Raw genomic sequence first — 25,938 nt, forward strand, 5'->3', positions numbered from 1 at the left:
CTTTGGATTGTGGGCGCTTATCTAATTAAACATCTCATCGGTTAATTCAAAGGGCTCCCAAGTCGCCTGTGCTGAACCAATTTCTTCTAAAATGCGTCCTTTAACTCCACTAGCAAACTGAGAATTAGAAATCCACATTTTTACTTCTCCCTTTTCACCAAACCCAAAGATGATATAAGGATCAACATCGGTCTCCGTTTTGCCTGTGTAATAAGTCACACTCGGTAAATTACCCGCGATTTTGTATGCCTTGTCTCGCTGTACTATAAACACAGCACGATAATGCCTGCCTTGCTTATAATCCCACCATTCTGCTTGAACTTTATGTGGAATCTCAGCTCCCCAAAACACACCTTTCTTTTGAGCGTTACCCCAGCAACAGCCTATAGCACCAGCGGGAGGGGAAAATCTATCGTCAAATATCAGCTTTACCATCAGGTCACTGTTTTCATAAGCGGAAATACCTATATGTAATTTTTCTAGCTCGGAATGTGAAGAGCAACTGCAAAGCAGTATTACTGCCAGTAAAACGGTATAGAGCCTATTAATCATCCTTTCCTCCAAATTGATTTATTTCCATTTTTATACGCTTTCCAAATTTGTACCTGCGGTAGCGCTTTTGCATTATTGTAAAACATTTCCCTTTGTCCATTTTCAGTGGCGTATTTTGCCTTTCTTTCAGCACCATGAGCCATTTTATCCACAGCTCCCGAAAACCGAGAACTAATATGAATATAATGCTCGTATAACTTCTGCCAAGCTTGGCTTGCTGGCCCAGCTTTAAGAGCTTTAGGTACCAAAGTTGCGACCTCGTTGCTAAGTTCATAAGGATAGATACTTTGAAGACGCGTCATTTCTTTTAGCGGGACGCCATGTTGAATCGCCTCGTTATACATTTGGTGCAGTCCATAATGGGCAAGGGTATTATCTATTTTACGTCTCCAAACAGGCCGGTATGTGGTGTAAAAATCCTTGTCTCTTCCCGAGCGACTTGCGCCATATCTTAGCCTTTTAAAGCGGTAGACCATATCCACATTAATGCCAGGCCACTGATATTTATGTTCAATTGCCAATTTTGCCTGTTGTACTTTTGCTTCATGCTCTTTATTTCCGGGAATACCACGAATACGCTTTAAAGGATACTCAATATCAATACTGATAGGGGCATACCCGCCCCCAATATCAGAATGAACGCCTGGCAGATAATCTTCCTTATGATTAGCAAACAAACTACCGCCTTTATTTTTTAATGAGCTTAGTGGGAATTTATCACGTCGCTCATCCCAAGCCGTTAAGTGATATACAGCCCCTGCGCTGGCCTGATTGAGATCGAGTCTAGCTGCATCGTCTAACTCATCTCTGGCATACAGCTCACCATGATCATTATCTCCATCCCCTCCAATAGACGCAACGGTATCGAAAATACCAACAAAGCGAAATACCACCTCTTTATTCGCTAATTTAGTATCTTGCTTTTCTCTCATTTCATTAATCAGATTAACAAACGCTCGTGCTGCCGCTGCGCCACGGCTAAAGCCAAAACAATCAACCAATAGAGTGTTACAAAGCTCAATTAATCCATTGTTATTTATGAACTTATCCAAGTCTGACACCGCTTCAACTAGCCTTTCGTCAAAAGAGTATGCAATTGCCAGATCGATGGTCGAATCTTTCTTTCCAGCCGAAGTGCCAACTCCTTCAATATATGAAGAAGTGGTAAACTTACCTTCATTTTCATACAACTCGTGGAGCTTAGCGATATTCGTCGGCTCTTTATCATCAAAGGGGTCCAAAATATCGTTGTACTTGTTGTTGCCTGTACCATCAAAGAAAATCCCGATACTCGGAGGCTCGCTAATAAAATATAGGTGTATATTACCCTCACCTGACACTCTGTGTTTAATCAGCTGCACTCCGCCCTCAGCGCCAATCTTAAGTGCTTTTACTTTTTCTATATCAAGTAGGTCTGCATATGGCACATTTTTAAAAAGCACCTGCTCCGGCACACCTAAGATTTTTGCTTTTAGGCTATAGCGACCATCTTCACTCAACTTGCCGAATATCAGAGGCGTTTGTGTTGCCCCTTCAGAGGCTCTGGACAATGTGGGAGTATTAGCACCTTGGATCACAAAACTCACCGCCAACTCCCCTTCCAGCGACACCAATATGCGCTTTTCAGCCACCTCAGGTGATTTATCGACGTTAATCGAGGCCAATACCTGTTCAACCGGTGTTAACGGGTCTAATTGGCTTGCGCCAATGGGCTGATTAGGATCAATCCCACCACTGCTTGTAAAGGCATTGTTTCTAATCTCTGCTTTGAAATAAGACTTGCGTTTAACGATGATTAGCTGCTCTCTAGAACCGGCAGCACTGCCAGACCTTACACTTTGTAAGCCCTTTTTGGTCTTTATAAAAACACGAGTAAATTCGTCACGCTTAACATGGCGCCAATTATGTCTTTGTTGCAATACAATCCAATCACTGGCATGAGGCTTTAGTTGCGTTCTAATTTCTGACGGTAAATGAGCGGTTGTGGTATGGGGTGGTAAGACTTCCAGCTCATCGATTTGTTGGTCAATCAACCAATTATGTTTTTCTTCAACTATTTTCATCCTTGTTCACCAGAGTTAGTTTTTTATATCATCCTTTCGCATTAAAACAGGCTAACATTTAACCACCCAATTAGTAAATAAAACTTAATAAAATCGTAAACAAAACGTCTTATGGCGATAAGTTTTCAACGTCTAGGTCTTTGCTATATCAGCCGCAAAAGTAATGTGTGAGTTAGCCAAACTTTTTACATCATTTGTCACCCATAAATGATAGGATCGCCGCAATTGTCAGTAATGAGTCAAATTTATGCTTTCGTGTAACAACATCACTATGCAGTTTGGTGCAAAACCACTGTTTGAGAATATTTCCGTTAAGTTTGGTGACGGCAACCGCTACGGCCTAATAGGCGCTAACGGCTGCGGTAAATCCACCTTTATGAAAATCCTAAGCAAAGAGCTAGAACCAAGTGCAGGTAACGTAAACTACGATCCAAACGAGCGCATTGCTAAGCTAAATCAGGATCAATTTGCCTACGAGCAATATACGGTTGTAGACACAGTGATCATGGGTCATAAAGAGCTGTGGGAAATCAAGCAAGAGCGCGATCGCATTTACTCATTACCAGAAATGAGCGAAGAAGACGGCATGCGTGTTGCCGACCTTGAAACGCAATTTGCTGAAATGGATGGCTATTCCGCAGAAGCAAAAGCGGGTGAATTACTCCTCGGTGTGGGTATTCCAACCGAGCAACATTATGGCTTGATGTCAGAAGTTGCTCCGGGCTGGAAATTGCGTGTACTACTTGCACAGGTATTATTTGCAGAGCCAGATATCATGCTCCTAGACGAACCAACCAACAACTTGGATATCTATACTATCAAGTGGTTGGAAGACGTATTGAATCAACGTGATTGTACTATGATCATCATCTCGCACGACCGCCACTTCTTAAACTCAGTGTGTACACACATGGCGGATATCGACTATGGCGATCTGCGTATTTACTCAGGTAATTATGATGAATACATGTTTGCTGCGACGCAAGCTCGCGAGCGCCTGTTGTCAGACAATGCTAAGAAAAAGGCGCAAATCGCTGAGCTACAGCAGTTCGTTTCGCGCTTCTCTGCAAACGCCTCAAAAGCGAAGCAAGCGACATCTCGTGCTAAGCAAATTGACAAGATCCAACTGGAAGAAGTTAAAGCATCAAGTCGTCAAAATCCATTTATTCGCTTTGAGCAGGAAAAGCCGCTATTCCGTAACGCACTTGAGCTTATCTCGCTATCACAAGGTTATGACGACACCCTATTCTCTGACCTAAATGGCCTTGTTGAAGTTGGCGAGAAAGTTGCCATCATCGGTGAAAATGGTGCCGGTAAAACGACACTACTCAACACCTTAGCAGGCCGTAAAGCGCCGCAAGCAGGTGAGTATAAATGGTCAGAAAACGCCAATATTGGTTACTATGCGCAAGACCATGCTGACGAATTTGAAAAAGATCTGGATCTTTTCCAATGGATGGAACAGTGGCAACAGCCAGGCGATGATGAGCAAGTCGTACGCGGCTTCCTTGGCCGTATGCTGTTCTCTCAAAACGACATCAAAAAGTCAGTTAAGGTGATCTCAGGTGGTGAACAAGGCCGTATGCTATTTGGTAAGATCATGATGCATAAGCCAAATATCCTACTAATGGACGAACCAACAAACCACATGGATATGGAATCAATCGAGTCTCTCAACTTGGCACTTGAACAATACGAAGGTACGTTATTCTTCGTATCGCACGACCGCCAGTTTGTCTCATCACTTGCAACGCGCATTTGGGAAATAAAAGACGGTAAGATCACCGACTTCCATGGTACGTACGACGAATACCTCGCGAAGAAAGCGGCTGAAGCCGTATAAGATTAGACTGTAAAGGGCCAAATTGGCCCTTTGTATTTTCTTAAGCACATCGGATCTTTTCCCCCTCACAAACTAGCACAAAAAATAGACAAACCCGCAATTTTACTGTTAGGATTGTTCTCGCAAAAATTGGAATAATAAAAGGGTCGGCTATGGAACGTTTACAGAATATGTATTCGATAATGTTGCTGTCTAAGCTGAAAGCAAGCTTTCCAGAATCGTGCGATATCAATCACCACACTTTTTCACTCCCGCATGTGGATCAACAACTACTCGAAGATGTTGTAACCACTCACCTCAATGAAGGGCTTATCCAAGCGGATGGCCGTGATCAGTATAGTTTAACGACAAAAGCGATTGCACTGTTTGGCGAAGACGAATAACGAAAACAATAACTTAATAACACAGAAATAAGCGCACCGAAGTGCGCTTCCAAGTTATTAACCTGAGATCAGGTTAACTAGGGACTGTGATGCTATCGTTAGCATCTGCAACCAAACTGATTTGGTTACCTATGAAATCTACGTCTAAATCCGAAAATACCAGCAAGTAACATAAGGCCGGCAAACATTGAACCGCCAGATGAATCAGAGTCAGTTGAAGGCTTATCAGGCACTTGATCAATCAAGGTATTTGCTTTTGGGCTTAAGCCTTGAGCTGATTTGGGGTCATCATCCAGCACAGTAACTGCGTTTATGGTCACAAAGTTAGCTGCCCCCGGCTCACTATTGCTATCTTTACACTGTTCATCAGTGAAGTTAACTAATGGCACATTACCACAACGAGGAATTTTTGCTATCGCTTCTAATATTTCCATGCCATCACCAGTCACTTGACCAAAAACTGTGAAGCCACCGTTGTCAACGTCCAAATTTTTACTGTTGTCTACCAAATTAAAGAACCATTGGCTTGTCGCACTGTCAGGTCTATTTGCTACCTTTGCCATTGCAATAGTGCCTTTTACGTTAGACCACTCAGGTTCATTTTTTACAGCATCGTAAGTAGCGATGGCGTCAAGAGGCACGTCTCCTTCATATTTGAAGCCGCCACCTTGCACAACAAAATCTGGAATAACGCGGTGAATTACGGTATCAGAATAACGCCCGTTATCTACGTATTTCAAAAAGTTTTCCACGGTTTTAGGCGTGCTTTCATCAAATAGATTGACCTGAAAGCTACCATGAGAAGTTTGAAATTCGACAATCGTTGCATTAGCAGCGAAGCTGCCCAACAAAGTTGAAGCGAGCAATAGAGAGTTTAGCTTGAACATACTTTTCCACTTGGTTATTTTAATTCTCTTTGCAAACTAGAATAAAAATTTATTTATAAGTCGGCTAGCAATTCATTGCCAGTGGTAACAATTAAGAACATTTGCAGACTTAGATTTACAAAAACCGGTTAGGAACCCACCACATCTTGAGCAAGCTTTAGTCAAACAAACGAATTTCACCGCATAACTCCTCGGAGTAGACGGTTTATACATGCAACACTTCGTCATTTTTTATATGATGCGCCCGATTATAATTCTAAATCCAGGACAACAAGTATATGAGTAATTCCTCTGAAGCGACGATGGAGATGAATACCGTCAGTGATGGGCGCTGGACCCAACATGACACCCATTGGGTGTTAAGTTTATTTGGCACTGCGGTCGGCGCAGGTATTTTATTCTTGCCAATTAACATTGGTATTGGTGGTTTTTGGCCACTACTAATCATGACCGTGCTTGCCTTCCCTATGACCTTTTTAGCACACCGAGGATTGGCCCGGTTCGTCCTTTCATCAAAGCAAAAAGATGCCGATTTTACGGATGTAGTAGAAGAGCACTTCGGCGCAGGTGCTGGCCGTTTAATTTCCTTACTTTACTTTTTCTCTATTTTTCCTATTTTGCTTATTTATGGTGTTGGCCTAACCAATACCGTCGACAGCTTTATCGTCAATCAACTTGGCTTTGAGTCACCGTCTCGTATTTTACTCTCTGGTGTGCTCGTTGCCGGGATGATTGCCATTATGCTAGGCGGCGAAAAACTGCTACTGCGTGCTTTTGCTATTTTGGTTTACCCGCTGGTTGGGGTATTACTATTTTTGTCACTCTATTTAGTGCCTAACTGGCAAATGCCAGTGGTAAGCACGCCTGATGTTGCGAGCTTAACCGAGTTACTTTGGCTATCCGTTCCTATCGTAGTATTTTCATTTAGCCATGCAGCCGCCATTTCTAGCTTTGCTAACGTACAGCGTCGTCACTACAAAAGTGAGGCAGTTCAAAAATCAGAAGCGATTCTTCGTACGACCTCCATTATGTTGATAGTGTTTGTTTTGCTATTCGTATTCTCCTGCGTATTCTCTTTAACACCAGAGCAAATGGAAGAAGCAAAATCGGCGAACGTGTCTGTTTTATCCTATTTAGCTAACGTGTATAACAATCCATTTATTGAAATGCTTGGCCCTCTTGTGGCATTTATCGCGATTACTTCGTCTTTCCTAGGCCATTTCCTTGGTGCACGTGAAAGCTTTAACGGCCTTGCAACCAAGCAAACGAGCATGAGCTATAAGCTTGCTGACAAGCTAGGCGTGGTATTTATGTTTGTTGCTATTTGGGTATGCGCCGTATTAAACCCAAGTATTTTGGACATGATGGGGGCTATCTCAGGTCCAATCATTGCGATGATTTTGTTTATCATGCCAACCATTGCCGTGTTTAAAGTACCGGCACTACAAAAATACAAAAGCCACATTGGCACTTATTTTGTGCTATTTGTCGGCTTGCTGGCGGTTTCTGCATTACTCTATAACATGCTAGGCTAACCAATAGGGAGGCATCGCCTCCCTCACCTCTCAGTCTTTCTTGTTGCTTATCCTCATGGCTGTTCAGACTAAATATAGTACTAGTTTTCAGTGTATTGAATGAACCACCATAACCGAAAAATGAACTTTGACTTTGTTTATCTTCATGGCAGTTCAGACTAAATTATGGTAGTTTTCAGTGTCTTAAATTGAATACTACAACCAAACGATGAATTTTGACTTTCCACCAGCAATTAACAAAGAAATCACAGCGCTAATCAATCAAGTGCATAACCTACCTGTGCACGAGCAAACGCTGTTGAGTGTGCTGGCGGTCGTCTATAAACCAGTTTCAGCAATCAAACTCAAACGCCTAGTTCAAGCACTCGTGGCAAAAGAGATCATCCCTGAAAATGACTTTGAACAAGGTGTAAGTCATAGCCAAATTATGAAATGGCGCTCAGACGGGTTGGTGACTTTTAACGAAGATGGAGTGCAAATAAATCTAAAACTCGCGACCAGTTTAAGCCAACGAGTCATGGCTGACGGCCAGTTTTTAGCAATCCTTAACGCTGCTGAAGAGTTTATCCCTGTATTGAATGCTTATGAATGGGAGCGCCAATTTGCCGATGAACAGCGACTCATTCGAGACTTTTTATTTATCAATCAACTACCAAAAGCCCGCAATCATTTAGGACTGGCGAAAGACCCACAGGCGGTGTGCCATAAGACCAACCAAGTGTTATTACCATTGTATTTTTATCCTTTTTCAGTTGAAGGATTTTCGGCGCTTGCTGATGACTTGCAATATCAAGCTTTTGCAACCTTGCTCTATACCTTACAACAAAGTGGTCACAGCATTAGCTATGCACTTGAAATACTCACACAGGTTCAAGCCAAGACACAGAGCCCGCTACTGACCTGTTTATTAGCAGAATATCAAATCTATACCCTGCAATTGGATAAGGCTCAGGCGTTGGTAGCCAATATCCAAACCGCTTATAGTGCACAAATTATGGCGAGCATTGCTTTTTTACAACAACACGACAACCTTATCGTTTGTTTTGAACAAGCACTAAAAGCAAAAGACAAAATCACCAAACGTAAAAAACAGTACCTAGGTAGAACACTGGGTTTGTTTCATAAGTTGGCGTTATTGCAACAAGCCAATAGCCATGATGCCGCATTATTTGACACCCTCTCGCAACAGCTTGAGTTTGAAAGCCAAGACAGCAAAGCACCTTATAACAACTTCTTTGCCAATAACGTGCTGTTATACTGCGCGGAGAGCTTGTCGCAAAACAGTAGCTACAGCAGCGCCCATTTAAATTATTCAAGTCTGAAGAAATCTCATGTTTTTGACTATTACTTAGGTCGCTTACTCGACTGCTTTGCACACTTCTGGTGTAATCAAAGCTTAGATGCCAAAACACTTACCAGTCTCGACGACTGCATCGCAACGTTTGAGCGGCTCTCTTTACCTCTGTTTACTGGGCTTGCAAAGCAGTTGATGCTAGCGCAGCACGGTGAGCAATACCCGCTTGCGTTTAATCCCGAGCTGAATGTTAGTCATCTCGTTGCCAAAAAGACGGCGTGGGATCTGGCACTGGACAAGCTTATCGCGCTAAACCCGAACGCAAATACCAGCCAAGAAGTTGACGAACAATTTCGCCTGATTTGGCAAATTAGGCAAGGTCGCTTTGATATTGAGTTTTTAGCACGCGAGCAAAAACGGGGTAAAACAGGCTGGGGAAAAGGTAAGCCGATTTCCTGCAAACAACTGAAACAGCACCCGGAACAATTTAGTTATATCAGCCAGTCTGATAAAAAGCTGATCGATGCCATCGCACCACAGTCAGGTAATGGCTACAATAGTCGTGCGGACTACGCCCTTGCTGGAATTCCCGCGTTAAAAGCCGCAGTCGGCGCCACCAACCTATACCATGAAGAAGACTTAAAACAAGCCATTACCATTGCCGAGAAATCTCCCGAGTTACACATCCGTCAACATGGCGATGATCTGCTACTCTCTATTCCAAATTTACCCAGCTATTTTGGTCAACCGCAAACCTACTCATTTATTCAGCAAGCTGAGCATCACTACGAGTTTATTGTGTTTAACCAATCACATATACAGGTCGCTGAGATTATTGGTGAATCCGGATTAACTGTGCCTGCCAGTGCAAAACAAAAAGTGCTGTCGAGTATTAAAGCCATCGCACCTTATCTCAATGTACAGTCTGATTTAGCAGATATAGATACTGGGCTGGATAGTATCGAGGCGCAATCGGCGCTTGTTATTAACATTCAGCCTTATCATCAAGGCCTCGATTTTCACTGTGTGGTCATGCCCTTTGGCGAAAAAGGGCCGATTTTTCATCCGGGACACGGTATTGCCACTGTCAGCGCCGAAATCGATGGTAAACGCTTATCCACCACCCGGAACTTGTTACTTGAGCAGCAAAGATTGGATGAGTTAGATACGCACTGCCCGCTATTTTTGGAGATGACGGATAATCGCTTAAGTTTAGCTGAAATGGATGCAGCGCTAGAGGTGTTGCAAGAACTCGAGCTGGTGATTAATCAAGAGCCTTGCCCTATGGCACTAAAACTCAGATGGCCTAAAGGCAAAAAGGTTAAGCTCAGTAGCAAGCTCGAAAGCCAACATTTGCAACTTGCCATGAGCAAGAAAAATGAATGGTTCGACATGACCGGCGAGCTACAAGTAAGTAATGACCAAGTTATCGAACTTAAACAGCTTCTCAAAATGGTTGCCACCAGCAATGGCCGATTTATTGCGCTGGACGGTGAGCAAGTACTCGCCCTTTCAAGTGACTTAAAAGCGCAACTTGACCAGCTCAATAACGCGACCGAAGGCGGAAAATTTCACCCGCTAGCTGCGCCGTTAATTGCTGAAGCCACCACTGGAATGCGGATGAAAACCTTGCCGGCTTGGGAAGAGCAAAACGAAAAAATGCAGCAAGCCGTCGCATTGACTCCAACGCTTCCTTCAACATTACAAGCCGAGCTGCGCGACTACCAGCAGGCGGGATTTGACTGGGCAATGCGACTTGCCCATTGGGGTGCAGGTGCGTGCCTTGCCGATGATATGGGATTGGGTAAAACCATCCAAGCGCTGGCGATGATATTGGCCCGAGCCAATGTCGGCCCAACGCTTGTCATCGCGCCAACATCTGTCTGCTTCAACTGGCAACAGGAAATCCAAAAGTTCACTCCAACCTTGTCGGTGAAACTCTTTTCTGACTATCCACATTCTGATGCCAGAGCTGAGATGCTGAGCAACTTGCAACCACTGGATTGTGTGATATTAAGCTATGGCCTGCTACAGCGCGAAGTTGATATCTTAAAGCCTATCGCTTTTGAAACCATTGTCGCCGATGAAGCCCAAGCGCTAAAAAATCCTTTAGCAAAACGTACTCAAGCCGCCTGCGCGCTCAAAGGCAAGTTTAAGCTGATCACCACTGGGACCCCAATAGAAAATAACCTCACAGAGCTTTGGTCACTCTTTCGTTTTGTAAACCCGGGATTGCTCGGTAACCTCAAACGCTTTAGCGAAAAGTTTTCCGCCCCCATTGAAAACGCCAATGAAGATAAGCTCGCAGCACACCGTGCCCGTAAAGGCCTCAAACACCTGATCCAGCCTTTTATTCTGCGCCGTATGAAGCATCAGGTATTAACCGAATTGCCACCACGTACTGAGATCAATGTACCAATTCAATTGAGCCAAGAAGAACAAACCTTTTACGAAGCGCTGCGCCAAAACGCCATTGACGAAATTTCACAGTCAACACAGCAAGACAGTGCCAACGAACAGCGCTTTAAAATGCTGGCAGCACTAACCCGCTTGCGCCAAGCCTGTTGTCATCCAAAACTGTTAATGGCAGAAAGTCAGATAACCAGCTCAAAATTAGCGGCATTGGATGAGCTTCTGACCGAGCTGCAAGAGAACAATCACAAGGCACTTATATTCAGTCAGTTTGTAGGCCATTTGCAACTTATCAAAGCTCGCTTGGAAAAACGCGGGATCCAGTTTCAGTATTTAGATGGCAGCACCTCAAGCAAAGCACGTCAGCAGGCCGTGAATGCCTTTCAAAAAGGTGAAGGCGAGGTATTTTTAATTAGCCTCAAAGCCGGCGGCTCTGGCCTGAACCTTACCGCTGCAGATTATGTTATTCACATGGATCCTTGGTGGAATCCTGCGGTTGAAGAGCAAGCGTCAGACCGCGCACATAGAATGGGACAAACACGCCCCGTTACTATTTATCGCTTAATTGCCAAAGGCACGATTGAAGAACAAATTGTCGAGCTCCATCACCATAAAAAAGACCTCGCGGATCAATTGCTCGCGAACACCGATAAAGTGATGAAGCTAGACGTAAACGATGTGCTATCCATGCTCAAGGAGACGTTATAATACAAATCTCAGGCGCACGATAAGGTAAATCTAATAGCGAAAAGTAGTTTTGACCTAAGGCGATCCGGCGAAAAGCATTGTCGTCAAGAGAGGCGAGAATTCGACTATTGATATCGACTTCTTCTAAATAATCGAAAAAGCGTTTACTTTTACTGGCGACGAAATCACTGCCTGGCAAAAAGCGCTCAGCATGGGCATTAATAAATTCAACATACTGCCCCTGAATTTTCGGGTCGCTAAAATAATAGTCGTACAAAATCCGCCATGACAGATCGGCCTTTAAGTTTTTATATTGGGAGAATAACCGCTCCATGGTGTTTATGTGCAGCTCTGGGTCAATTTGGCTTAACTCTTTTGATATTCCCATGTGCATCCAAATAATATCGTTTTCTGGGTAGCGCTTTAATACTTCCTCAAGCAAAGGTAAGTATTTAAGTGGCGTGTTGTTATCGCCCAAGTCAGCGTGCAGTGCAAGCGGAATACGCTTTTCTTCTAGCACAGCCATAAATGGCTGCCACTTGGCGATAGTCTCTTTATCTACCGCTTGATGGCCGTTACCAAAATGCGCCGCTTTGACTAAATTCACTTCTCCCATCCAACGAAATAAGTCACCAAACTCGTCTTCGAGTAGTGCCATTTTTGGCAAAATAGTCTCTGGTTTATGCAAGTCAGCAAAGGTCATAGACAAGGTAATATGCACGTTATCTGCGCCATATTTAAGATAATTGCTCGCATTTTTAAAGTCATTTTGAATGCTGGGTGAAATCAACTGGCTGTAGCACCCACGCTCACCAAAGCAATCAGGCTTTCGCTCGTAGGTTTGACCAATGCCATAAACGTTGATAAACACCACTCCCACACGCTCTGCCCAAGTAACGAGCTTATCAAACGGGACCGCATCTCCCCGAAATGGCTGAAAATGGTGATGGGAATCAACGGCAAAATAACTAGATTGCGCCTTGCGGTCGTAGCACTGGGTATTATCTACACTAAAAGTTGCTAGCGTGCGTGTGCCAGTGGCCGACACACTTTGGCAACCAGCCAGTAAAACGGCACAACTCATAGCAATAACACTTTGTTTTACATTCATTTTTATTATCTACTGAGTCTCCTTTACCAAGGTACTTTACCACGGATAATATCCTTGTACATGACCCAGTCACCCATCAAGCTATACAGCGGATATTGAAATGTCGCAGGCTTATTTTTCTCAAAAAAGAAATGCCCTACCCAAGCAAAACCATAACCCGCGATTGGCAGCAGCCATAATAAAGACCAATGTGCAAAAACCAACGCAAAGAGCAAAATAAAGAGCACTAAGGTTGAGCCGATAAAATGTAAGCGACGGCAGGTTTTGTTTTTGTGCTCCGCGAGATAATAAGGGTAAAACGATGCAAAAGAATTGAACTCTTTGTTATTATTTTTGGTCATGAGAGTATGCGATTCGTTATTCGACTGTAATACTCAGCATAGTGCAAAGTATTTACGTTGAAAATAAAAAAGGAATGAGCGTGGCAACAGGCTCAAAAACAGTATGTTGAAACCCCTAATGATGATCACCGCTGCGATGCTGCTCCAAGCTTGCAACGACACCGCCCCAACCACCAAATCAGAGGCAACGATGAATGCACAAAGTAACATTCAATGCAGTGTGAGTAAGGGTTCTGACTCAGGTATGACCTACCCCATTAATTTCACTTTTACCAACGCAGGCCATAATGATGAAAAGTTTCTAATTTGGCATACCCCTTTTGAAGGCTGGTGGAGCCAATTTTTAGAGGTAACACAAAATGGTAAGTCGCTTAATTATCAAGGACCCATGGCGAAACGACTCGCGCCCTCAGCTAATGAGTTTATGACCCTAAATGCCGGGCAAAGTAAAAGCGTAGAATTAGATTTAGCACTGGCTTATGAGATAAACACCGCACAGCCCATTACCATCACATATCACAATCAGCTCAGTCATGCCGATGCATTAAAAGCGTCATGTAGTACGGTATTAGAATAAAACCAACATCAGCACCGTGTCTCGGCTTGTAGGTCGGCTTGTAGGTCGGCTTTTAAGCCGACAACTTAACCCAACAACCCACAACCCAACTAACCGACAACCAACTACAAAAACCCCAACCCCAACATCAAGGTCTTGAAATTTGGATCACGACTCGACGGTTCTTACCGCGACCAATGGCGTTGTCGTTGGTATCAATATGGCGTTTTTCGCCAAAGCCGTCAGTCATAATCTTATTCTCTTCAACCCCTAAGCTCGCCATATAGGATTTAATCGCCTCGGCACGTTTCTTTGACAATCTCAGGTTGGTATCACGGCCGCCGTAACTATCGCTATAGGCCGAAATATAAATTTGCTCAATTTTCGGGTCATTTTTAAGATATTCGCCGATCATATCCAAGCGTTTGCGTGACGACTTTGTCAGCTCGCTGGAATTTTTTTTGTAATTCATCACCGTAAAAGCGATGTCTTCAAAGCTGTATGGCAACAGGTTATCGCGACATTGTAAGAACGCCCAATATGCCTGTTTAAAGTTCACTGATGACAAAGAAACTGAGATTTTATCTACGTCGTTGTGCCAATCTTTATAATAAAAAGTAGGAAAGTAGCCCTTTTCAAGCTCAGTCAACAACTGCCACGCGACGTTATTTTCAAGTTCACCGTCAAATTTTTTCAGTAATTTCATTTGACCGATACTTCTTGCCGGTTTGCCGGCTCGCCAAAGCGGTGGCACCGATTCAAGTCCTGCAAAATCGTAACTTTCAGGGCGTACCATCATATCTAGGTTAAAGGTTAAGTCTTTATTTTTACTGGCATTACTTGAAAATATAGCTTCACCGTAATACGGGACTTCATGATTAAGCGCACAACTCAAACGATTGTTTTGGTCAACATTCCAATGTGATGAATCAGCTTCGGCAGCGTATTGCCGCATTGCAGCCTCGCTATTAAAGGCAATGGCGCATAACGATATACCAACCCAACCTACTGATTTATATAACTTGATCACCCCACACCTCACAACATCAACCATTAATCTACACGCACTCAACACGCCAAAAACTAGAGCTTATCTCTACCAATTCGCGCTATTTAGAGTTAAGCAATAAATGTACCATACTAAGCGCACTCAAGCTGCTCGCTTCTTGTCGAGGTATCAGTATAATAGGCCGCTAAATTTCACAAACCAAGAAGATTATGTCTGATACCGAGCAAACGCTATTTTCAAAACGCTTTCGCGGCTTCTTTCCTGTAGTTATCGACGTGGAAACCGCTGGCTTTAATAAAGATACTGACGCCCTACTAGAAATTGCCGTCAGTATGTTAAAAATGGACGATGACGGGGTATTAAGCTTAGATCAGACAGTACACTTTCATGTTGCGCCTTTTGAAGGTGCAAATATTGAGCAAGCTGCGATTGACTTTAATGGCATTGATCCATTTTCACCACTCAGAGGCGCAGTTGCAGAAGATGAAGTGCTGAAAGAAATTTGCAAAGCCGTGCGTAAAGCCCAAAAAGCCGCAGGCTGTCAGCGCTCCGTTGTCGTTGCCCATAATGCCGCTTTTGATCACGGCTTTTTAAATGCAGCGATTGAGCGTAACAAGATAAAGCGCACACCTTTTCACCCATTTGTCAGCTTTGATACCACATCACTTGCAGGGCTTGCTCTAGGCCAAACGGTGCTTGCAAAGGCATGTCGTGCAGCAGGTCTCGAGTTCGACAATAGTCAAGCGCACAGCGCACTTTACGACACAGAACGCACCGCAGAGCTCTTTTGCTTCATAGTCAACAAGTGGCAAGCATTAGGTGGTTGGCCATTACCAGAGCCTGAAGCCGAGTCAGAACCTGAGTCAACAACCGACACCGAATAACAAAAATGCCAGCAAATCCAGCTGGCATTTTTATAAGTGCTCGTTTTTAAGCTATTTCTGCGGTTTTGGCCGTCGTAAACTGTTGCATGATTTTACCTTCATGCAATTTAACGAAATTAGGCGGGTAAATTCGCGAAAACAGTTTAGTGTCTTTCGCTATTTTTACTTCGGTTCCGGGGTGCATTAGCTCATTGACCGTGACTCGACTCAAGCGTGCTAATCGATGTATTTTTTGCTGTATTAACCGGATGTTACGCTGATTACGGCCATAATGTTTATTTATCTGCGCTTCGCTTTGCTGCAACTTGGCAAGATATGCATCTCGTTTTTGCGATTGCGGCGACGCCTGTGCTTTATTCATGGCTTGTTTAATATCGATGACTTTGGACGCCAGCACCTTTTCCAGCTCCACTAATTCGCGGTGCTTATCGTGCAAACTATCCCAGTCTTGGGCTAGTGAAATACGTGTTCTTGTGCCTGAAGGTGCCCCAAGTTCACCCGTTTCTATACGCATGGCATCCAATACATTTCCGCCAATCAGTTTGCCTCTAGGGGTTTCACCTTTACCTACTTTTATTAAACGCTTGGAAGCCAAATCACAATGCAAAGCTTGACGTTCAATGAGAATATCTTGTTCGCTTTCAATTCGGCAGTACTGCGCATAGCCTAACGAAACACTGCGCTTTGCTTTAATTGAACATGAAAAAGGTTCACCTTCAGTGCGCTTACGGCCAATTGTGCCAAGCATTATCGTAACAGCGCTACCACTTTCAAGAATAGCCGATTCCACAAAGCCAATCACAGTAATATCGCCCGAAGCCTTAACACGCATTCCATCTTTAATATCACCGCTCACAATCACGCTGCCATCAAACTCAACATGCCCTGTCGTCACATCAATGTTTTCATAGCACAGCACATCATCAACGCGCATACCTCGAGGAATGGCTACTGGCACACCTTTTGAATCGGCAATAAGCAGGTTTTTATCGTTGGGGTCGAGCTTGGTGCCTTCTGACACCTCAAGTGGTGCGTCTTTGCCTGGTTTTGGATCAATCACATCACCAAACACGGTATAACCCGGCTCGCCTTCTGTTGGCGGAACTTTTTTCATTAATGGGCTGCCCGGCTTTACGGTGATGATAGCACCTAAATTACGCATATCGACCTTACCGCCGCTCGATTCTTGTGGACTGAGTACTCTGTCCTGCGCTGTCATACACAGGCGCACAAACCGTGCGTCGTTGCCATCTTTGGCTCGTTGACCATGCGCAACAATCCCATTGTAAGTGTGTCCGGGAGGGAGTTCTAACTGCTGACCGAGAAGATTATCGAGGGCTTTGCCACTGACGCCTTTTTTAATACCCGCTTGTTTTAATGCTTGTTTGGCCTTGTTCATACAAACCAGCTTACCACCACGGGCTGTGGTTACTCTCGCTTCAGCAAGCATGTTGCCTTCTTCAATACGCACCGAAATAGACGCATCGATAGCGCGAGCCACAATCAGCGAGTCCTGCTCGGACGCCTCACTTGCGGTAAATAATTGGCCGATATTGGCATGAATGATTTCAAAATCCGCATATGGCGACCCCTCTATCATCTCAACTAGCTGAGACGAGCTCGCCGGAAATCCGGATTCCACAGGATGAGAGAGTAAGTAGACATAGCCCTCATCCTCATCAAAACGAAATAATGACATTCATCAACCCTGAAAAGTATGCACGATCTTATTGTTATGTTGTTATTTTTAATGCAGCGAACTCATTTGAGCATAACTTCGCCAAATTGTTAAGCTTAACATCACCTGAACTGCTACAAATTATAAATGAATGTAAATCAATCTGTGCATTTAAAAGACAACTTATTATTTTCTTTAGATTTATCGGCTTTACAGTGCAAAACTTTAGACAAACGTTGGGATTTCACGCCAAATGGCAGCAAATTCATAACTAAGTATTACTCTGTTTTACACTTGCCGTTTTATAGGGTAATTTCATCTTTCATGAAGGACATAACTTTTAGGGACAGTCATGACAAAGCACGTACACCTTAGTTTTATCGACACTAACTTTATTAACACGCTTACGCCTGTACTCGACCACAATATCGACTCGGATGAAATACTCTATTTAATAGAATCTCAACAACAACAAAACCTTGAAGATATTAAAAGAGTGTTGGGGCCAAGAGGGGTAAAAGTACATCACGCCTTTATTCCCACCAGCCGAGATAGTGACACCTTAATCGACAGCTTCCACCAGCTCATTGATACCCTAATTAGTGAACAACCAGATACTCAATTTGTGTTTAATGCCAGTTGCGGCGACCGCCAACACTTACTTGCGATGTATGAGGTGATCCGCGCTTATCCAATAGAATGTTTTATCATTGAACCCGAACGCGACGAACTTCACTGGCTTGTACCAACAGAGCGAGCCAACACCATCCTTGCCGATAAATTAAAGATACGTGACTTTTTTAACCTCATCGACGGCGATATCACCGAAATTGCAAATGAGGGTATCGTTGATATTCGCTACCGCCAGCTCGGCGCCAAATGGGCAACCAGTCAAACGGATTATAGCCATGCCCTCGCCCAGCTCAATTACCTCGCTGCCAGCAGCGAAGATAATGCACTTATTAGTGAGCCTTTGAGTCGCAGCCAAATGAATAGCCCAAGTTTGCAAACACTCATTGACGATTTAGAAGATGCTAACATCGCCACCAGGCAAGACGACAAATTAAAGTTTGCTAATCAAGGCGCTCGCTTTTTTGCCAACGGTGGCTGGCTAGAAGAATATGTTTACGCCACCCTCCTCAGCCTAAAAAAAGAACTCACCATTTTACAAGATGTCGCCCAAGGCGTTGCGATTAAACGTCGCGTGGGACAAAGCTATGTCAATAACGAGCTAGATATTGTGGCGCTCGCCAACAATAAGCTTCACCTCATTGAATGCAAAACCAAAAAGTTTAGTAAAGGAGAAGGCAACCAAGTGATTTATAAACTTGACTCACTCAGCGAACTGTTTGGCGGCGTACAGGCAAGAGGCCTACTGGTGAGCTATCAAGGCATTAGAACTTCGGAAAGACTGCGCGCCAAAGCACTAGAAATTGGCCTGATCTGCGAAGACGACCTTGGCCAACTCAAAGATAGACTACGCAACTGGTTACGCGGGGCGTAAACACAAAAAGCAACAAACACAAAAGCGGTAGCGAGTGATCCGCTTTCTGTCGTCCATATCGAGATAATGAAAATGCCCACAATGACTGGGGACCTTAATCTTGTTCAGCCACTTTTGGGCATACACCTTGCTGAAGTTGTTATACATATTTCAGAAGGATTTGCTAAATGAAAGTTCAACACCAAGCAATGCTATATAATCAGGCTCAGGTGCGACGCGCGCAATCAATCGAATGAAGCGAAGGGAAGCGTTTTGCCAGCGTCAGAGGCAACAACTAGCCACATCAAAGCGGCACAATTCGACTTTACCCATATCACCATGAAAGAACTGGCTGTGGCATCTAAAGCACTATATGACGAAGGAATATTGGATTTAGGGCAACATGCTTCACTTTCTTTACATTATTTTGCTGTTGAGCAAGGCCTAAATCAGGGGAGTGGAATCCCCTCTCCTGCCGATATTTCACGAGCCGAGAATGAAAAAATCGACGTTATCGCCATGCAAAAAGCCAACTTAAGAGAGGCACGCCAGAGTGGCCGTTCAGAGACAGAAATTCAATTTTCTGAAAAGCTGCTCAATACTTTAGAGAACTATCAATATGGTGGTAAAGGACGATTCTTTGCAAGTGCCTAGTCGCACAAATCAAAAGCCAACCCGTTATACATATAATCAACGCTTACGGTCTTGTTCAGCAATCGGCGAGTAATTAATCAAACACACCTCTGCTTCCTTAAATCATCAGCAAATGGCATGATAAGCCATTGTAATGACATTAATCCTATGTATAATGCGAGACATAGTTAGTTGTTAGATGTATAAACACTAACAGTACTGAATTTATTCAGGGGCTGATTAGGATTCGACGGGATTCAAGAAGCCTAAGGTGCATGTCGAGGTGCGGCTGGCCTCGTAAAAAAGCCGTATTTAAAGTAATCGCAAACGACGATAACTACGCTCTAGCGGCATAATAGCCCGCTAGCACTCCTCCATGATATTCTTGTGGATCTGGTTCTGGAGTGTCACCCTACACAAGATCGCTACGGAAACCCTGGCCGGGGTTGAAGGGCTAAAACTAAGCGGCCTCGCCTTTACTTATCGTGTTCGTCCGAGATTTAAAGGTTAACCAAAAGACGATACTAAACATGTAGGACCGAAGGTCGACGCTTTCCGGACGGGGGTTCAAATCCCCCCAGCTCCACCAAATTTTAGCGTTATAAATCAACCAGTTAGAGAGATTTTCTTTAACTGGTTTTTTTACGTCTGAAGCAAAGTGTCCACATCGTGACCACATTTGTTTTTTGAAAGTCCGCAATTTGTTCATCAGGGCGGTACATTGCCATAGTTCAAAAATATTTTTTCTGCGCGCATGGAAAGTTTTGTGAACAGGTAAAAACGGAGTGTGCTTGCGTTAACCATCAAGGGGCACGCCCCTTAATAATCCCCTTGGTTTTTGCTTATGTGTTGCCTTCCAGATCATCCAATCTCTGATTGAGCATTTTTAGCAAAGAGGAGTGCGGAACATTGGTAGTATTTCCAATATTGCGTAGTCGAATTATTAACGCTTTTTCTTCCTTAGTAATACGGTAAGGATTCTTTGGTTCGTCGGAACGTGGGCGACCTGCCCCCTCTCGCTTTCCTCCATGGCCAATTGGTAAGAAGTCCAATTCCACTAAATCAGTATGCTTTATCAGTCCTGTTTTGTAGTAAGCGTCTCTTAATATATCTAAATCGGTAGTCAGAATGGGACAAGTCACATTAATAGGCTTTTTCCCTTCAGGCTCATACTGAAAAGTAAAAACGCCATGCTTATCCAGTGTAGCAATGGCGTCATTGGCAGAGTTTTTAAACATTGTCGTGCCAGTTGGGAATGAGATGATTTCAATTTCTATCATGATATAAACTTGATATATGTAACGATAATCAAAATATACACCAACTTGATTTATGTAACAAATATCAAGTGGTTTCTCTTTTGTTTTTGCATGCCCCACCTGGAGCAAAAGAAAACTATGGCATTAATCGTAGTAGCTTTACTTTGCAGCCCCACCTACTGCGTAGGTAGAGCTGCAAAGTAAGCACATTCTTATTACATAACCCCAATCTGCCCTTGTGCCAATCAGAAAACCTGAACTTTTAGCATAACTGTCAGCTCACGTTGAACGACATTATTTGATTCCGTTTTGAATAGGTAGCCTAAGACTGGAACGTCTTTGAGCACCGGCACACCGTCTTCACTTTTTCTGTTTTCCTCACTGACTAAGCCACCAAGGACGATCGTTTGCCCGCTTTTTACTGAAACCGTTGTTTGTATAGAGCGTTGATTGGTAACAATATCGCTAGCGATGGTTGAATCAGTAACGCTTGAAGACTCCTGATTGATTTTCAAAATTGCCGTGCCATCTTCTAATATATGAGGGATAACAGACAAGAAGACACCGACATTTTTACGCTCGATACGAGTGATACTTTTACCCGCATCAGTGACTTCCTTTGCGATTAGAAACGGTACGTTCTGACCAACCGATATTGCGCCCTGCTCTCTATCCATAACGAGTAAAGTGGGTGTCGACAGTATTTTTGTATTCTTCACTTTGGCTGTGGCCGAGATTAAAGCTCTAATGTCCCCGCCACTCGAATACATATAGTTTGCACCAAGACCAGAACTTAGCGAACCGAGCGTATTTGACGTAAATGTAAAGCCCGTTTGTTTTAATGCAGTCGAGAGGTCTACGCCAAAAGAAGAACCATCACCCGCATCAGTTTCGATAATGATTGCTTCAATTAGAACTTGTCTTATTGGTGAGTCGAGCGCCCCTCGAAGTCCAGAGAGTTGTTCATGCACTTCTGGCGATGTGATTGCAAGTATCGAGTTTGAATTAGGCAGCATGCTCGCGCTTGGTGTTTGAAACTTTATGTCATCAAACTTTTCCATGAACTTCTTATCCGTGTCAGGGGTCTTTATCGCTTGCTGAAAAAGCGGTAAAACTTTTGTGGCTTGAATGTTTGAAAACTTATAAACAACGGATTCTAACGCGCCTACCGTGATTAACTGATTGGTATTGTTCTCGATACGAACAACTTCACCATAATCAAGCATGACTAAGTTGTTAGACTTAGCGATATGGTCAAGCAACACCATCAAATCAACGGTCGAAACGGAAGGAATATCCGCTGTTAATAGCGTCCCAGATGCTGACGAGCTCACAACAATTGATTTCCCCGTAACAAGAGAAAGCCATTGTGTTAGTTCGGTAATAGGCGCATTTCTGAGTTGAATGGGTTTGTTTTGTTCACTGGCAAAAAGAGCGCTTGAAACAAAAAGGCATACAAACAAACTAACAAAAAACCGTTTCATTATGACCATCCTTTTCGAGTGAGATTTGACAAGCGTTTGTAACTGTTACTTTGTACCCCATTGAAATAAGCTGATTTGATGTCAGCGAAGTATCAGGCGAAGCTAGGGTAAAGCGTTCAAAGTCGGGCAAAGAGGAATATGAAATGACCTTAAAGTCATTGAAAGAAATTTTAGCGGCTAAAATTTTCTCTTGAGCCTCTTTAGTTTGGTCGACTGCAATCAACTCAGTTGAATTGGTATTTGGTTCATAAGAAGCATATAGGTAGGCACTCGGGATCAAAGCACCAAGTAAAACGAGCTTAAGACGAGACCATTTCTTAAGGTATATTTTGGTAATTCTCATGATATTTCTCATGGTGTATGGCACTTGGTATCGGCCATGTGTGTAGTAAGGGGGAAGCACGGAGTATGTGCTGTGAGGATAATCACTCCTAAATATCTGCTTTGTGTTGTAGCAAGGATAGAGACTGCTGCCAAAAGTTACCCATTTACCAACAGTTACAGAATTATTCATCACTCCGTATTTAACTATGCCAAGATGAATACGCGGCAGCGGTAGTTTGCTACCAGTTAGCATCCAATAAAAAGTGCCAATAAGAGGTATGTTTAAGCGATCTGTTCTTCTACAGTACACTACATGTTCGGCAAGGCCATCACGTGCTTGCTTATCAACCAACGAAATATTCTGAATGAGGAAGTCAATATCCCAGCCTACTTTTCTAGAGTGTAAAAACCAATCAATAATGACCTGACGTGTTTTGTCATTCCATGTTCTAGAGTTGAACCAAGTGGCGCATTCATCAAGAACAATCAATCCATTTTTAGATTCATCATAAGATAAGTTGGCCTCCCCTATTTTCAAAAGATCGTCAATGGTCGGTTTGTCTGGTATTCGGTAAAGTAGAGTATTTTTCTTATCCCGACCTAGCATTGCCACTAGATTTATATCTAAATTAGTTGCAACTGGGAGTCCTTTTCTCAGTCGCTCCCTGATGCGATCAACTGAATTTAGAGTCTTACCAGAGCCAAGTTTTCCAGTAATAAAGTGAACGGCCATATCAACGCCCCTGAGCAAATGATTCAATGAAATACACTTTCCAAATCCACACGTAACGAACAGTATGCGCTGAGACTATGGAAGATAAGCAGATGGCTGCATTATCAGGAATAACTAATGACGCACCGTGAACTAGCCCTTCAGGAGCAACAACAGAAACGGACATGATTAACGCTTTGATGACGGCAAAGACACCTAAAGTCAGAGCAGATACAGCGGTAATAATGGTTAACTGCATCGCGACTTTAGTTGTCATGTACTTAGCGAAAAATGCGATGATTTGACCAAATATTCCTGCAAGAAAGGCAATCAACGCAGGCAAACGCATCATGTTCGAAGCGCCCGTAATGATGGGTAACAGAAAAGCAGGCATAACTAGACTCCTTGTTTAGCTGGCGTACCTCTTGGGACAATGCCAGTCATGAGTATGTTGATTAAATTGATAATGGTGTAGACCCCTAAAATCCAACCGAATAACTCTTTAAATTTGGTTGAGAAATTGCACGATATTTCATAACGCTTACCCTTGTAGTCAAAGAGCATTAAAGGGCGGCACTCTGAAGCCTGAGGGATAACATTCGTAAAATACGAGAGTAGAGATTCAATGGCTGATTCATCCATTTCACTGCCTAGTGGGCTTGTTTGTGAAAATTCATTAACCTTGGTTTCAAAATTTGTTTGGTAGCCAGAAATTTCGTCATCAAAGTAACCCCCAATCGTATCGAGTATGCTCTTCACGCCCTCTGTTGTGATCCCGTGAGGCGTTTCACAGTAATTATTCTCGATGCTTGGTTCGCAATTTTCGCTAGGTTTAGGCTCTGTGTTTTGTTTAATGCTATTGAGCAACTGGTTAGTGGTATCTAATTTAGAGTTTGTTGTATCTATCTTTGTCCCTAGTGTATCTGTCTGCTGCTGGATTGATTTTCTGGTTAAATCAAACTCAAAAGCATTACCTGCCTGTAAATCTCTGACCGCAGTATTGAGTTGAAATACGGAGTCTCGTAACAAATCAGAACGTAACTTGTTGTCCTCATTTAACTGGCCTATGGAAGCATTAAGCGCTTGCGTCTGATTTCTTAGCTCATTATTAATCCCATCACGTACATCATCACCGGATTGCCTAACATCACCACCCAAGTCAGTAAGCTTATCAATGACTACTTCACTAGATAACTTTTCTTGTTGCTTAAAGTCTTCAATTTTCTGAATGAGTCCAGATAAATCGATATCAGGGTTTGGTGTTGGATCAGGATTTGGATCTGGGTCTGGATTCGGGTCAGGGTCAGGGTCAGGGTCAGGGTCAGGGTCAGGGTCAGGGTCAGGGTCTGGATTATCGATAGGACAAATCTCATCGGCCAAACGGTAAGAACCATCATTACATTGTTGAATTGGCGGACGGTCACAACCAGGATAACCTAATAAGTCAGGTGGAAAGCCATCGGAGCACTGATTGTTACATTGGCTTGCATCAGATAAAACGCAATCTTTATTCATGAAATCCAATGTGTAGCCATCAGGACAATACTTATCAAAAAAGTCCATGTATAAACACACGGTTTTATATCTTTGAACGTCATTAACAGGGTCTAAATAAGGCACTTGGATAAGCGTATTCAACCTGACGCCATTAGATGTATCAGGACAAGTTCCACCGTTGGGGTCTAACCAATGCTGGCCACGATATTTAACAGGATCTAGTACATCGTTACCTATCAGAAAGCGACCTTCAGCCATTTCAGAGTAAGATTGAACAAATGTGAGTCCACTTGGCGCGTCCTCTGTTACAACTGGCAAAAGATTTGTTGTTGGCTGGCAGTTCTCGGCAAACGATGGCGATGACATCAATAACAAACAAACTAACAATCTCATATTCATTCCTTAGATCAAAAAAGGACAGCGAACTGTCCTTTGCTTAAACATGCGAGCTTTGTTAGGTTGCCTTCGAAACAAAACGTTTGAATAGCTTAATGATTACAAATGCAGATGTGACAGAAATCAAAATTGGCCAAGCTAAAGTCTCTAACTCACCAATTTGCGTTGTGAATTTCGCAAACGCTTCTGAAATACCACTTGGTAAAGACGTAGTAGCAAACGCAGATGCACTAGCTAATGTTGAAGTTACTAAAAGTCCTGCTTTTGATAACTTAGATTTAAGGATGTTTTTCACGATATAGTTTCCTCTGATAATCGTTTGAAAAAAAGCCAACCAGCGCCGATGCCCCAACCAAGGACAAAAGCACCAAGAAAATAGGAAGTTAACGTAATCATCGTTGTCCCCCTGAAATTAAGCCAAGGCTGAAAGAAAGTACCAAACCAAGGCCAAAAATAAGGTCATACAGCTGTCGACCTAATTCGATAAGAAGCTGAATTTCATCACTAGACATTCGGCTTTCCTGTATTTGTTATTTCGCTTGCTGAGGAGCAATGGAGTTCAGGCGGAAGCCTTTCCATTCCATTTGGCGTGCTACGTTTGCGCCTTCGTAATATTCAAGATTGAGTAGCACAGGCTTTAAGCCCCACCCGTTTGGGTCGGATTGGAGCTTTTCTAGTTGTGCGAATGTACCGTTTGCCATCTGGTCATTCGTGACCTTTACCGTCCAAATGCTCGCGGGGCTTTTAGTGTGAAATTTAAATTCAGCGGTCTCAGGTAATGGTGCGCCTTTGTCGTCCGTACGGTTGACACGTTGTAAGTCTGTGATTGCACCTTCAATACTGGCCATGGTTATTGCTCCTTTGAATAGTCTTCAATAAGTTGATGTTGTGACCGTAGTAGGTCGTTTAATCTGC

The 25,938-nt window shown here is 43.3% G+C and carries 23 protein-coding genes and 1 other RNA gene; 9 read left to right on the forward strand and 15 right to left on the reverse strand.

The window, feature by feature from the left end; translation table 11 throughout:
* Nucleotides 1–21: 21 nt before the first annotated feature.
* Nucleotides 22–552, reverse strand: a complete 531-nt coding sequence (locus EXT47_RS10385; protein ID WP_039492370.1) for a hypothetical protein — start codon at nt 550–552, stop codon at nt 22–24.
* Nucleotides 549–2,615: a DUF2235 domain-containing protein gene (locus tag EXT47_RS10390; protein WP_130126547.1), complete on the reverse strand. Its 2,067-nt coding sequence runs from the start codon at nt 2,613–2,615 to the stop codon at nt 549–551. The genes EXT47_RS10385 and EXT47_RS10390 overlap by 4 nt, the downstream gene beginning before the upstream one ends.
* 247 nt (nt 2,616–2,862) lie before the next feature.
* Between EXT47_RS10390 and EXT47_RS10395 the strand changes: the two genes are divergently transcribed.
* Both EXT47_RS10395 and EXT47_RS10400 read left to right on the forward strand, forming a co-directional pair.
* A complete protein-coding gene (locus EXT47_RS10395) occupies nt 2,863–4,458 on the forward strand; it encodes an ABC-F family ATPase (protein WP_010375453.1) in 1,596 nt (531 codons plus the stop codon).
* 152 nt (nt 4,459–4,610) lie between these two features.
* Complete coding sequence (locus EXT47_RS10400; RefSeq protein ID WP_039492375.1) at nt 4,611–4,841, forward strand: hypothetical protein; 231 nt, start codon at nt 4,611–4,613, stop codon at nt 4,839–4,841.
* Nucleotides 4,842–4,966: 125 nt separating this feature from the next.
* On the opposite strand, the gene EXT47_RS10405 is transcribed toward EXT47_RS10400, so the two are convergent.
* The gene (locus EXT47_RS10405; RefSeq protein ID WP_039492377.1) at nt 4,967–5,728 is read right to left on the reverse strand and encodes a peptidylprolyl isomerase; all 762 of its coding nucleotides are present in this window, start codon (nt 5,726–5,728) and stop codon (nt 4,967–4,969) included.
* A gap of 278 nt (nt 5,729–6,006) precedes the next feature.
* Here EXT47_RS10405 and EXT47_RS10410 point away from each other — a divergent pair, with 278 nt between their 5' ends.
* The gene (locus tag EXT47_RS10410) at nt 6,007–7,263 is read left to right on the forward strand and encodes an aromatic amino acid transport family protein (protein ID WP_039492380.1); all 1,257 of its coding nucleotides are present in this window, start codon (nt 6,007–6,009) and stop codon (nt 7,261–7,263) included.
* Between the two features lie 208 nt (nt 7,264–7,471).
* Nucleotides 7,472–11,677 (forward strand): DEAD/DEAH box helicase, encoded by a 4,206-nt coding sequence (locus tag EXT47_RS10415; protein WP_130126548.1) that lies wholly within the window; start codon nt 7,472–7,474, stop codon nt 11,675–11,677.
* On the opposite strand, the gene EXT47_RS10420 is transcribed toward EXT47_RS10415, so the two are convergent.
* Both EXT47_RS10420 and EXT47_RS10425 read right to left on the reverse strand, forming a co-directional pair.
* Entirely contained in the window at nt 11,661–12,740 is a 1,080-nt protein-coding gene (locus tag EXT47_RS10420; RefSeq protein WP_226898984.1) for an amidohydrolase family protein, read from the reverse strand. The genes EXT47_RS10415 and EXT47_RS10420 overlap by 17 nt on opposite strands.
* 50 nt (nt 12,741–12,790) lie before the next feature.
* Entirely contained in the window at nt 12,791–13,108 is a 318-nt protein-coding gene (locus tag EXT47_RS10425) for a DUF962 domain-containing protein (protein ID WP_039492386.1), read from the reverse strand.
* A 103-nt stretch (nt 13,109–13,211) separates the two neighbouring features.
* Here EXT47_RS10425 and EXT47_RS10430 point away from each other — a divergent pair, with 103 nt between their 5' ends.
* A complete protein-coding gene (locus tag EXT47_RS10430; RefSeq protein ID WP_039492389.1) occupies nt 13,212–13,685 on the forward strand; it encodes a hypothetical protein in 474 nt (157 codons plus the stop codon).
* Between the two features lie 127 nt (nt 13,686–13,812).
* On the opposite strand, the gene EXT47_RS10435 is transcribed toward EXT47_RS10430, so the two are convergent.
* Nucleotides 13,813–14,718 carry an OmpA family protein gene (locus EXT47_RS10435; protein WP_130126550.1) on the reverse strand — a complete coding sequence of 302 codons (906 nt, stop codon included), beginning with the start codon at nt 14,716–14,718 and terminating at the stop codon, nt 13,813–13,815.
* 164 nt (nt 14,719–14,882) lie between these two features.
* On the opposite strand from EXT47_RS10435, the gene rnt reads away from it, so the two are divergent.
* Nucleotides 14,883–15,557, forward strand: a complete 675-nt coding sequence (gene rnt / locus EXT47_RS10440; RefSeq protein ID WP_130126551.1) for a ribonuclease T — start codon at nt 14,883–14,885, stop codon at nt 15,555–15,557.
* 46 nt (nt 15,558–15,603) lie between these two features.
* On the opposite strand, the gene EXT47_RS10445 is transcribed toward rnt, so the two are convergent.
* On the reverse strand, nt 15,604–17,256 hold the full coding sequence (locus EXT47_RS10445; RefSeq protein WP_130126552.1) for a DUF342 domain-containing protein: 1,653 nt from the start codon (nt 17,254–17,256) through the stop codon (nt 15,604–15,606).
* A 331-nt stretch (nt 17,257–17,587) separates the two neighbouring features.
* Between EXT47_RS10445 and EXT47_RS10450 the strand changes: the two genes are divergently transcribed.
* The 3 genes from EXT47_RS10450 (at nt 17,588) to ssrA (ending at nt 19,940) form a co-directional block, all read left to right on the forward strand.
* Nucleotides 17,588–18,739 carry a DUF1887 family CARF protein gene (locus EXT47_RS10450; protein WP_130126553.1) on the forward strand — a complete coding sequence of 384 codons (1,152 nt, stop codon included), beginning with the start codon at nt 17,588–17,590 and terminating at the stop codon, nt 18,737–18,739.
* A 252-nt stretch (nt 18,740–18,991) separates the two neighbouring features.
* Entirely contained in the window at nt 18,992–19,372 is a 381-nt protein-coding gene (locus EXT47_RS10455) for a hypothetical protein (RefSeq protein WP_223193701.1), read from the forward strand.
* A 211-nt stretch (nt 19,373–19,583) separates the two neighbouring features.
* Nucleotides 19,584–19,940, forward strand: a transfer-messenger RNA (tmRNA) gene (gene ssrA / locus EXT47_RS10460).
* Nucleotides 19,941–20,193: 253 nt separating this feature from the next.
* On the opposite strand, the gene EXT47_RS10465 is transcribed toward ssrA, so the two are convergent.
* The 8 genes from EXT47_RS10465 to EXT47_RS10500 all read right to left on the reverse strand — a co-directional run bounded on the left by EXT47_RS10465 (nt 20,194) and on the right by EXT47_RS10500 (nt 25,871).
* On the reverse strand, nt 20,194–20,631 hold the full coding sequence (locus tag EXT47_RS10465) for a hypothetical protein (RefSeq protein ID WP_130126554.1): 438 nt from the start codon (nt 20,629–20,631) through the stop codon (nt 20,194–20,196).
* 224 nt (nt 20,632–20,855) lie between these two features.
* Nucleotides 20,856–22,094: a type II secretory pathway protein gene (locus EXT47_RS10470; protein WP_165383807.1), complete on the reverse strand. Its 1,239-nt coding sequence runs from the start codon at nt 22,092–22,094 to the stop codon at nt 20,856–20,858.
* Nucleotides 22,075–23,151, reverse strand: a complete 1,077-nt coding sequence (locus tag EXT47_RS10475) for a zonular occludens toxin domain-containing protein (protein ID WP_130126556.1) — start codon at nt 23,149–23,151, stop codon at nt 22,075–22,077. The genes EXT47_RS10470 and EXT47_RS10475 overlap by 20 nt, the downstream gene beginning before the upstream one ends.
* A gap of 1 nt (nt 23,152) precedes the next feature.
* On the reverse strand, nt 23,153–23,524 hold the full coding sequence (locus EXT47_RS10480; protein ID WP_130126557.1) for a DUF5455 family protein: 372 nt from the start codon (nt 23,522–23,524) through the stop codon (nt 23,153–23,155).
* Between the two features lie 2 nt (nt 23,525–23,526).
* A complete protein-coding gene (locus EXT47_RS23830; RefSeq protein WP_165383808.1) occupies nt 23,527–25,020 on the reverse strand; it encodes a hypothetical protein in 1,494 nt (497 codons plus the stop codon).
* Between the two features lie 61 nt (nt 25,021–25,081).
* A complete protein-coding gene (locus EXT47_RS10495; protein WP_165383809.1) occupies nt 25,082–25,318 on the reverse strand; it encodes a major coat protein in 237 nt (78 codons plus the stop codon).
* Nucleotides 25,319–25,415: 97 nt separating this feature from the next.
* Nucleotides 25,416–25,535 (reverse strand): tail virion protein G7P-2, encoded by a 120-nt coding sequence (locus EXT47_RS24055; protein ID WP_226898988.1) that lies wholly within the window; start codon nt 25,533–25,535, stop codon nt 25,416–25,418.
* 18 nt (nt 25,536–25,553) lie between these two features.
* Nucleotides 25,554–25,871, reverse strand: coding sequence for a hypothetical protein (locus EXT47_RS10500; RefSeq protein WP_045989119.1), 318 nt, complete (start codon nt 25,869–25,871; stop codon nt 25,554–25,556).
* Nucleotides 25,872–25,938: the final 67 nt, after the last annotated feature.

The sequence above is a fragment of the Pseudoalteromonas sp. CO342X genome (assembly GCF_004208915.1).
GTDB lineage: Bacteria > Pseudomonadota > Gammaproteobacteria > Enterobacterales > Alteromonadaceae > Pseudoalteromonas > Pseudoalteromonas maricaloris.

What these genes read in the sequence shown, in the direction of transcription:
- EXT47_RS10385 (WP_039492370.1), bottom strand. Translation starts at nt 552, where the DNA reads ATGATTAATAGGCTCTATACCGTTTTACTGGCAGTAATACTGCTTTGC.
- EXT47_RS10390 (WP_130126547.1), bottom strand. Translation starts at nt 2,615, where the DNA reads ATGAAAATAGTTGAAGAAAAACATAATTGGTTGATTGACCAACAAATC.
- EXT47_RS10395 (WP_010375453.1), top strand. Translation starts at nt 2,863, where the DNA reads ATGCTTTCGTGTAACAACATCACTATGCAGTTTGGTGCAAAACCACTG.
- EXT47_RS10400 (WP_039492375.1), top strand. Translation starts at nt 4,611, where the DNA reads ATGGAACGTTTACAGAATATGTATTCGATAATGTTGCTGTCTAAGCTG.
- EXT47_RS10405 (WP_039492377.1), bottom strand. Translation starts at nt 5,728, where the DNA reads ATGTTCAAGCTAAACTCTCTATTGCTCGCTTCAACTTTGTTGGGCAGC.
- EXT47_RS10410 (WP_039492380.1), top strand. Translation starts at nt 6,007, where the DNA reads ATGAGTAATTCCTCTGAAGCGACGATGGAGATGAATACCGTCAGTGAT.
- EXT47_RS10415 (WP_130126548.1), top strand. Translation starts at nt 7,472, where the DNA reads ATGAATTTTGACTTTCCACCAGCAATTAACAAAGAAATCACAGCGCTA.
- EXT47_RS10420 (WP_226898984.1), bottom strand. Translation starts at nt 12,740, where the DNA reads ATGAGTTGTGCCGTTTTACTGGCTGGTTGCCAAAGTGTGTCGGCCACT.
- EXT47_RS10425 (WP_039492386.1), bottom strand. Translation starts at nt 13,108, where the DNA reads ATGACCAAAAATAATAACAAAGAGTTCAATTCTTTTGCATCGTTTTAC.
- EXT47_RS10430 (WP_039492389.1), top strand. Translation starts at nt 13,212, where the DNA reads ATGTTGAAACCCCTAATGATGATCACCGCTGCGATGCTGCTCCAAGCT.
- EXT47_RS10435 (WP_130126550.1), bottom strand. Translation starts at nt 14,718, where the DNA reads ATGGTTGATGTTGTGAGGTGTGGGGTGATCAAGTTATATAAATCAGTA.
- rnt (WP_130126551.1), top strand. Translation starts at nt 14,883, where the DNA reads ATGTCTGATACCGAGCAAACGCTATTTTCAAAACGCTTTCGCGGCTTC.
- EXT47_RS10445 (WP_130126552.1), bottom strand. Translation starts at nt 17,256, where the DNA reads ATGTCATTATTTCGTTTTGATGAGGATGAGGGCTATGTCTACTTACTC.
- EXT47_RS10450 (WP_130126553.1), top strand. Translation starts at nt 17,588, where the DNA reads ATGACAAAGCACGTACACCTTAGTTTTATCGACACTAACTTTATTAAC.
- EXT47_RS10465 (WP_130126554.1), bottom strand. Translation starts at nt 20,631, where the DNA reads ATGATAGAAATTGAAATCATCTCATTCCCAACTGGCACGACAATGTTT.
- EXT47_RS10470 (WP_165383807.1), bottom strand. Translation starts at nt 22,094, where the DNA reads ATGAAACGGTTTTTTGTTAGTTTGTTTGTATGCCTTTTTGTTTCAAGC.
- EXT47_RS10475 (WP_130126556.1), bottom strand. Translation starts at nt 23,151, where the DNA reads ATGGCCGTTCACTTTATTACTGGAAAACTTGGCTCTGGTAAGACTCTA.
- EXT47_RS10480 (WP_130126557.1), bottom strand. Translation starts at nt 23,524, where the DNA reads ATGCCTGCTTTTCTGTTACCCATCATTACGGGCGCTTCGAACATGATG.
- EXT47_RS23830 (WP_165383808.1), bottom strand. Translation starts at nt 25,020, where the DNA reads ATGAGATTGTTAGTTTGTTTGTTATTGATGTCATCGCCATCGTTTGCC.
- EXT47_RS24055 (WP_226898988.1), bottom strand. Translation starts at nt 25,535, where the DNA reads ATGTCTAGTGATGAAATTCAGCTTCTTATCGAATTAGGTCGACAGCTG.
- EXT47_RS10500 (WP_045989119.1), bottom strand. Translation starts at nt 25,871, where the DNA reads ATGGCCAGTATTGAAGGTGCAATCACAGACTTACAACGTGTCAACCGT.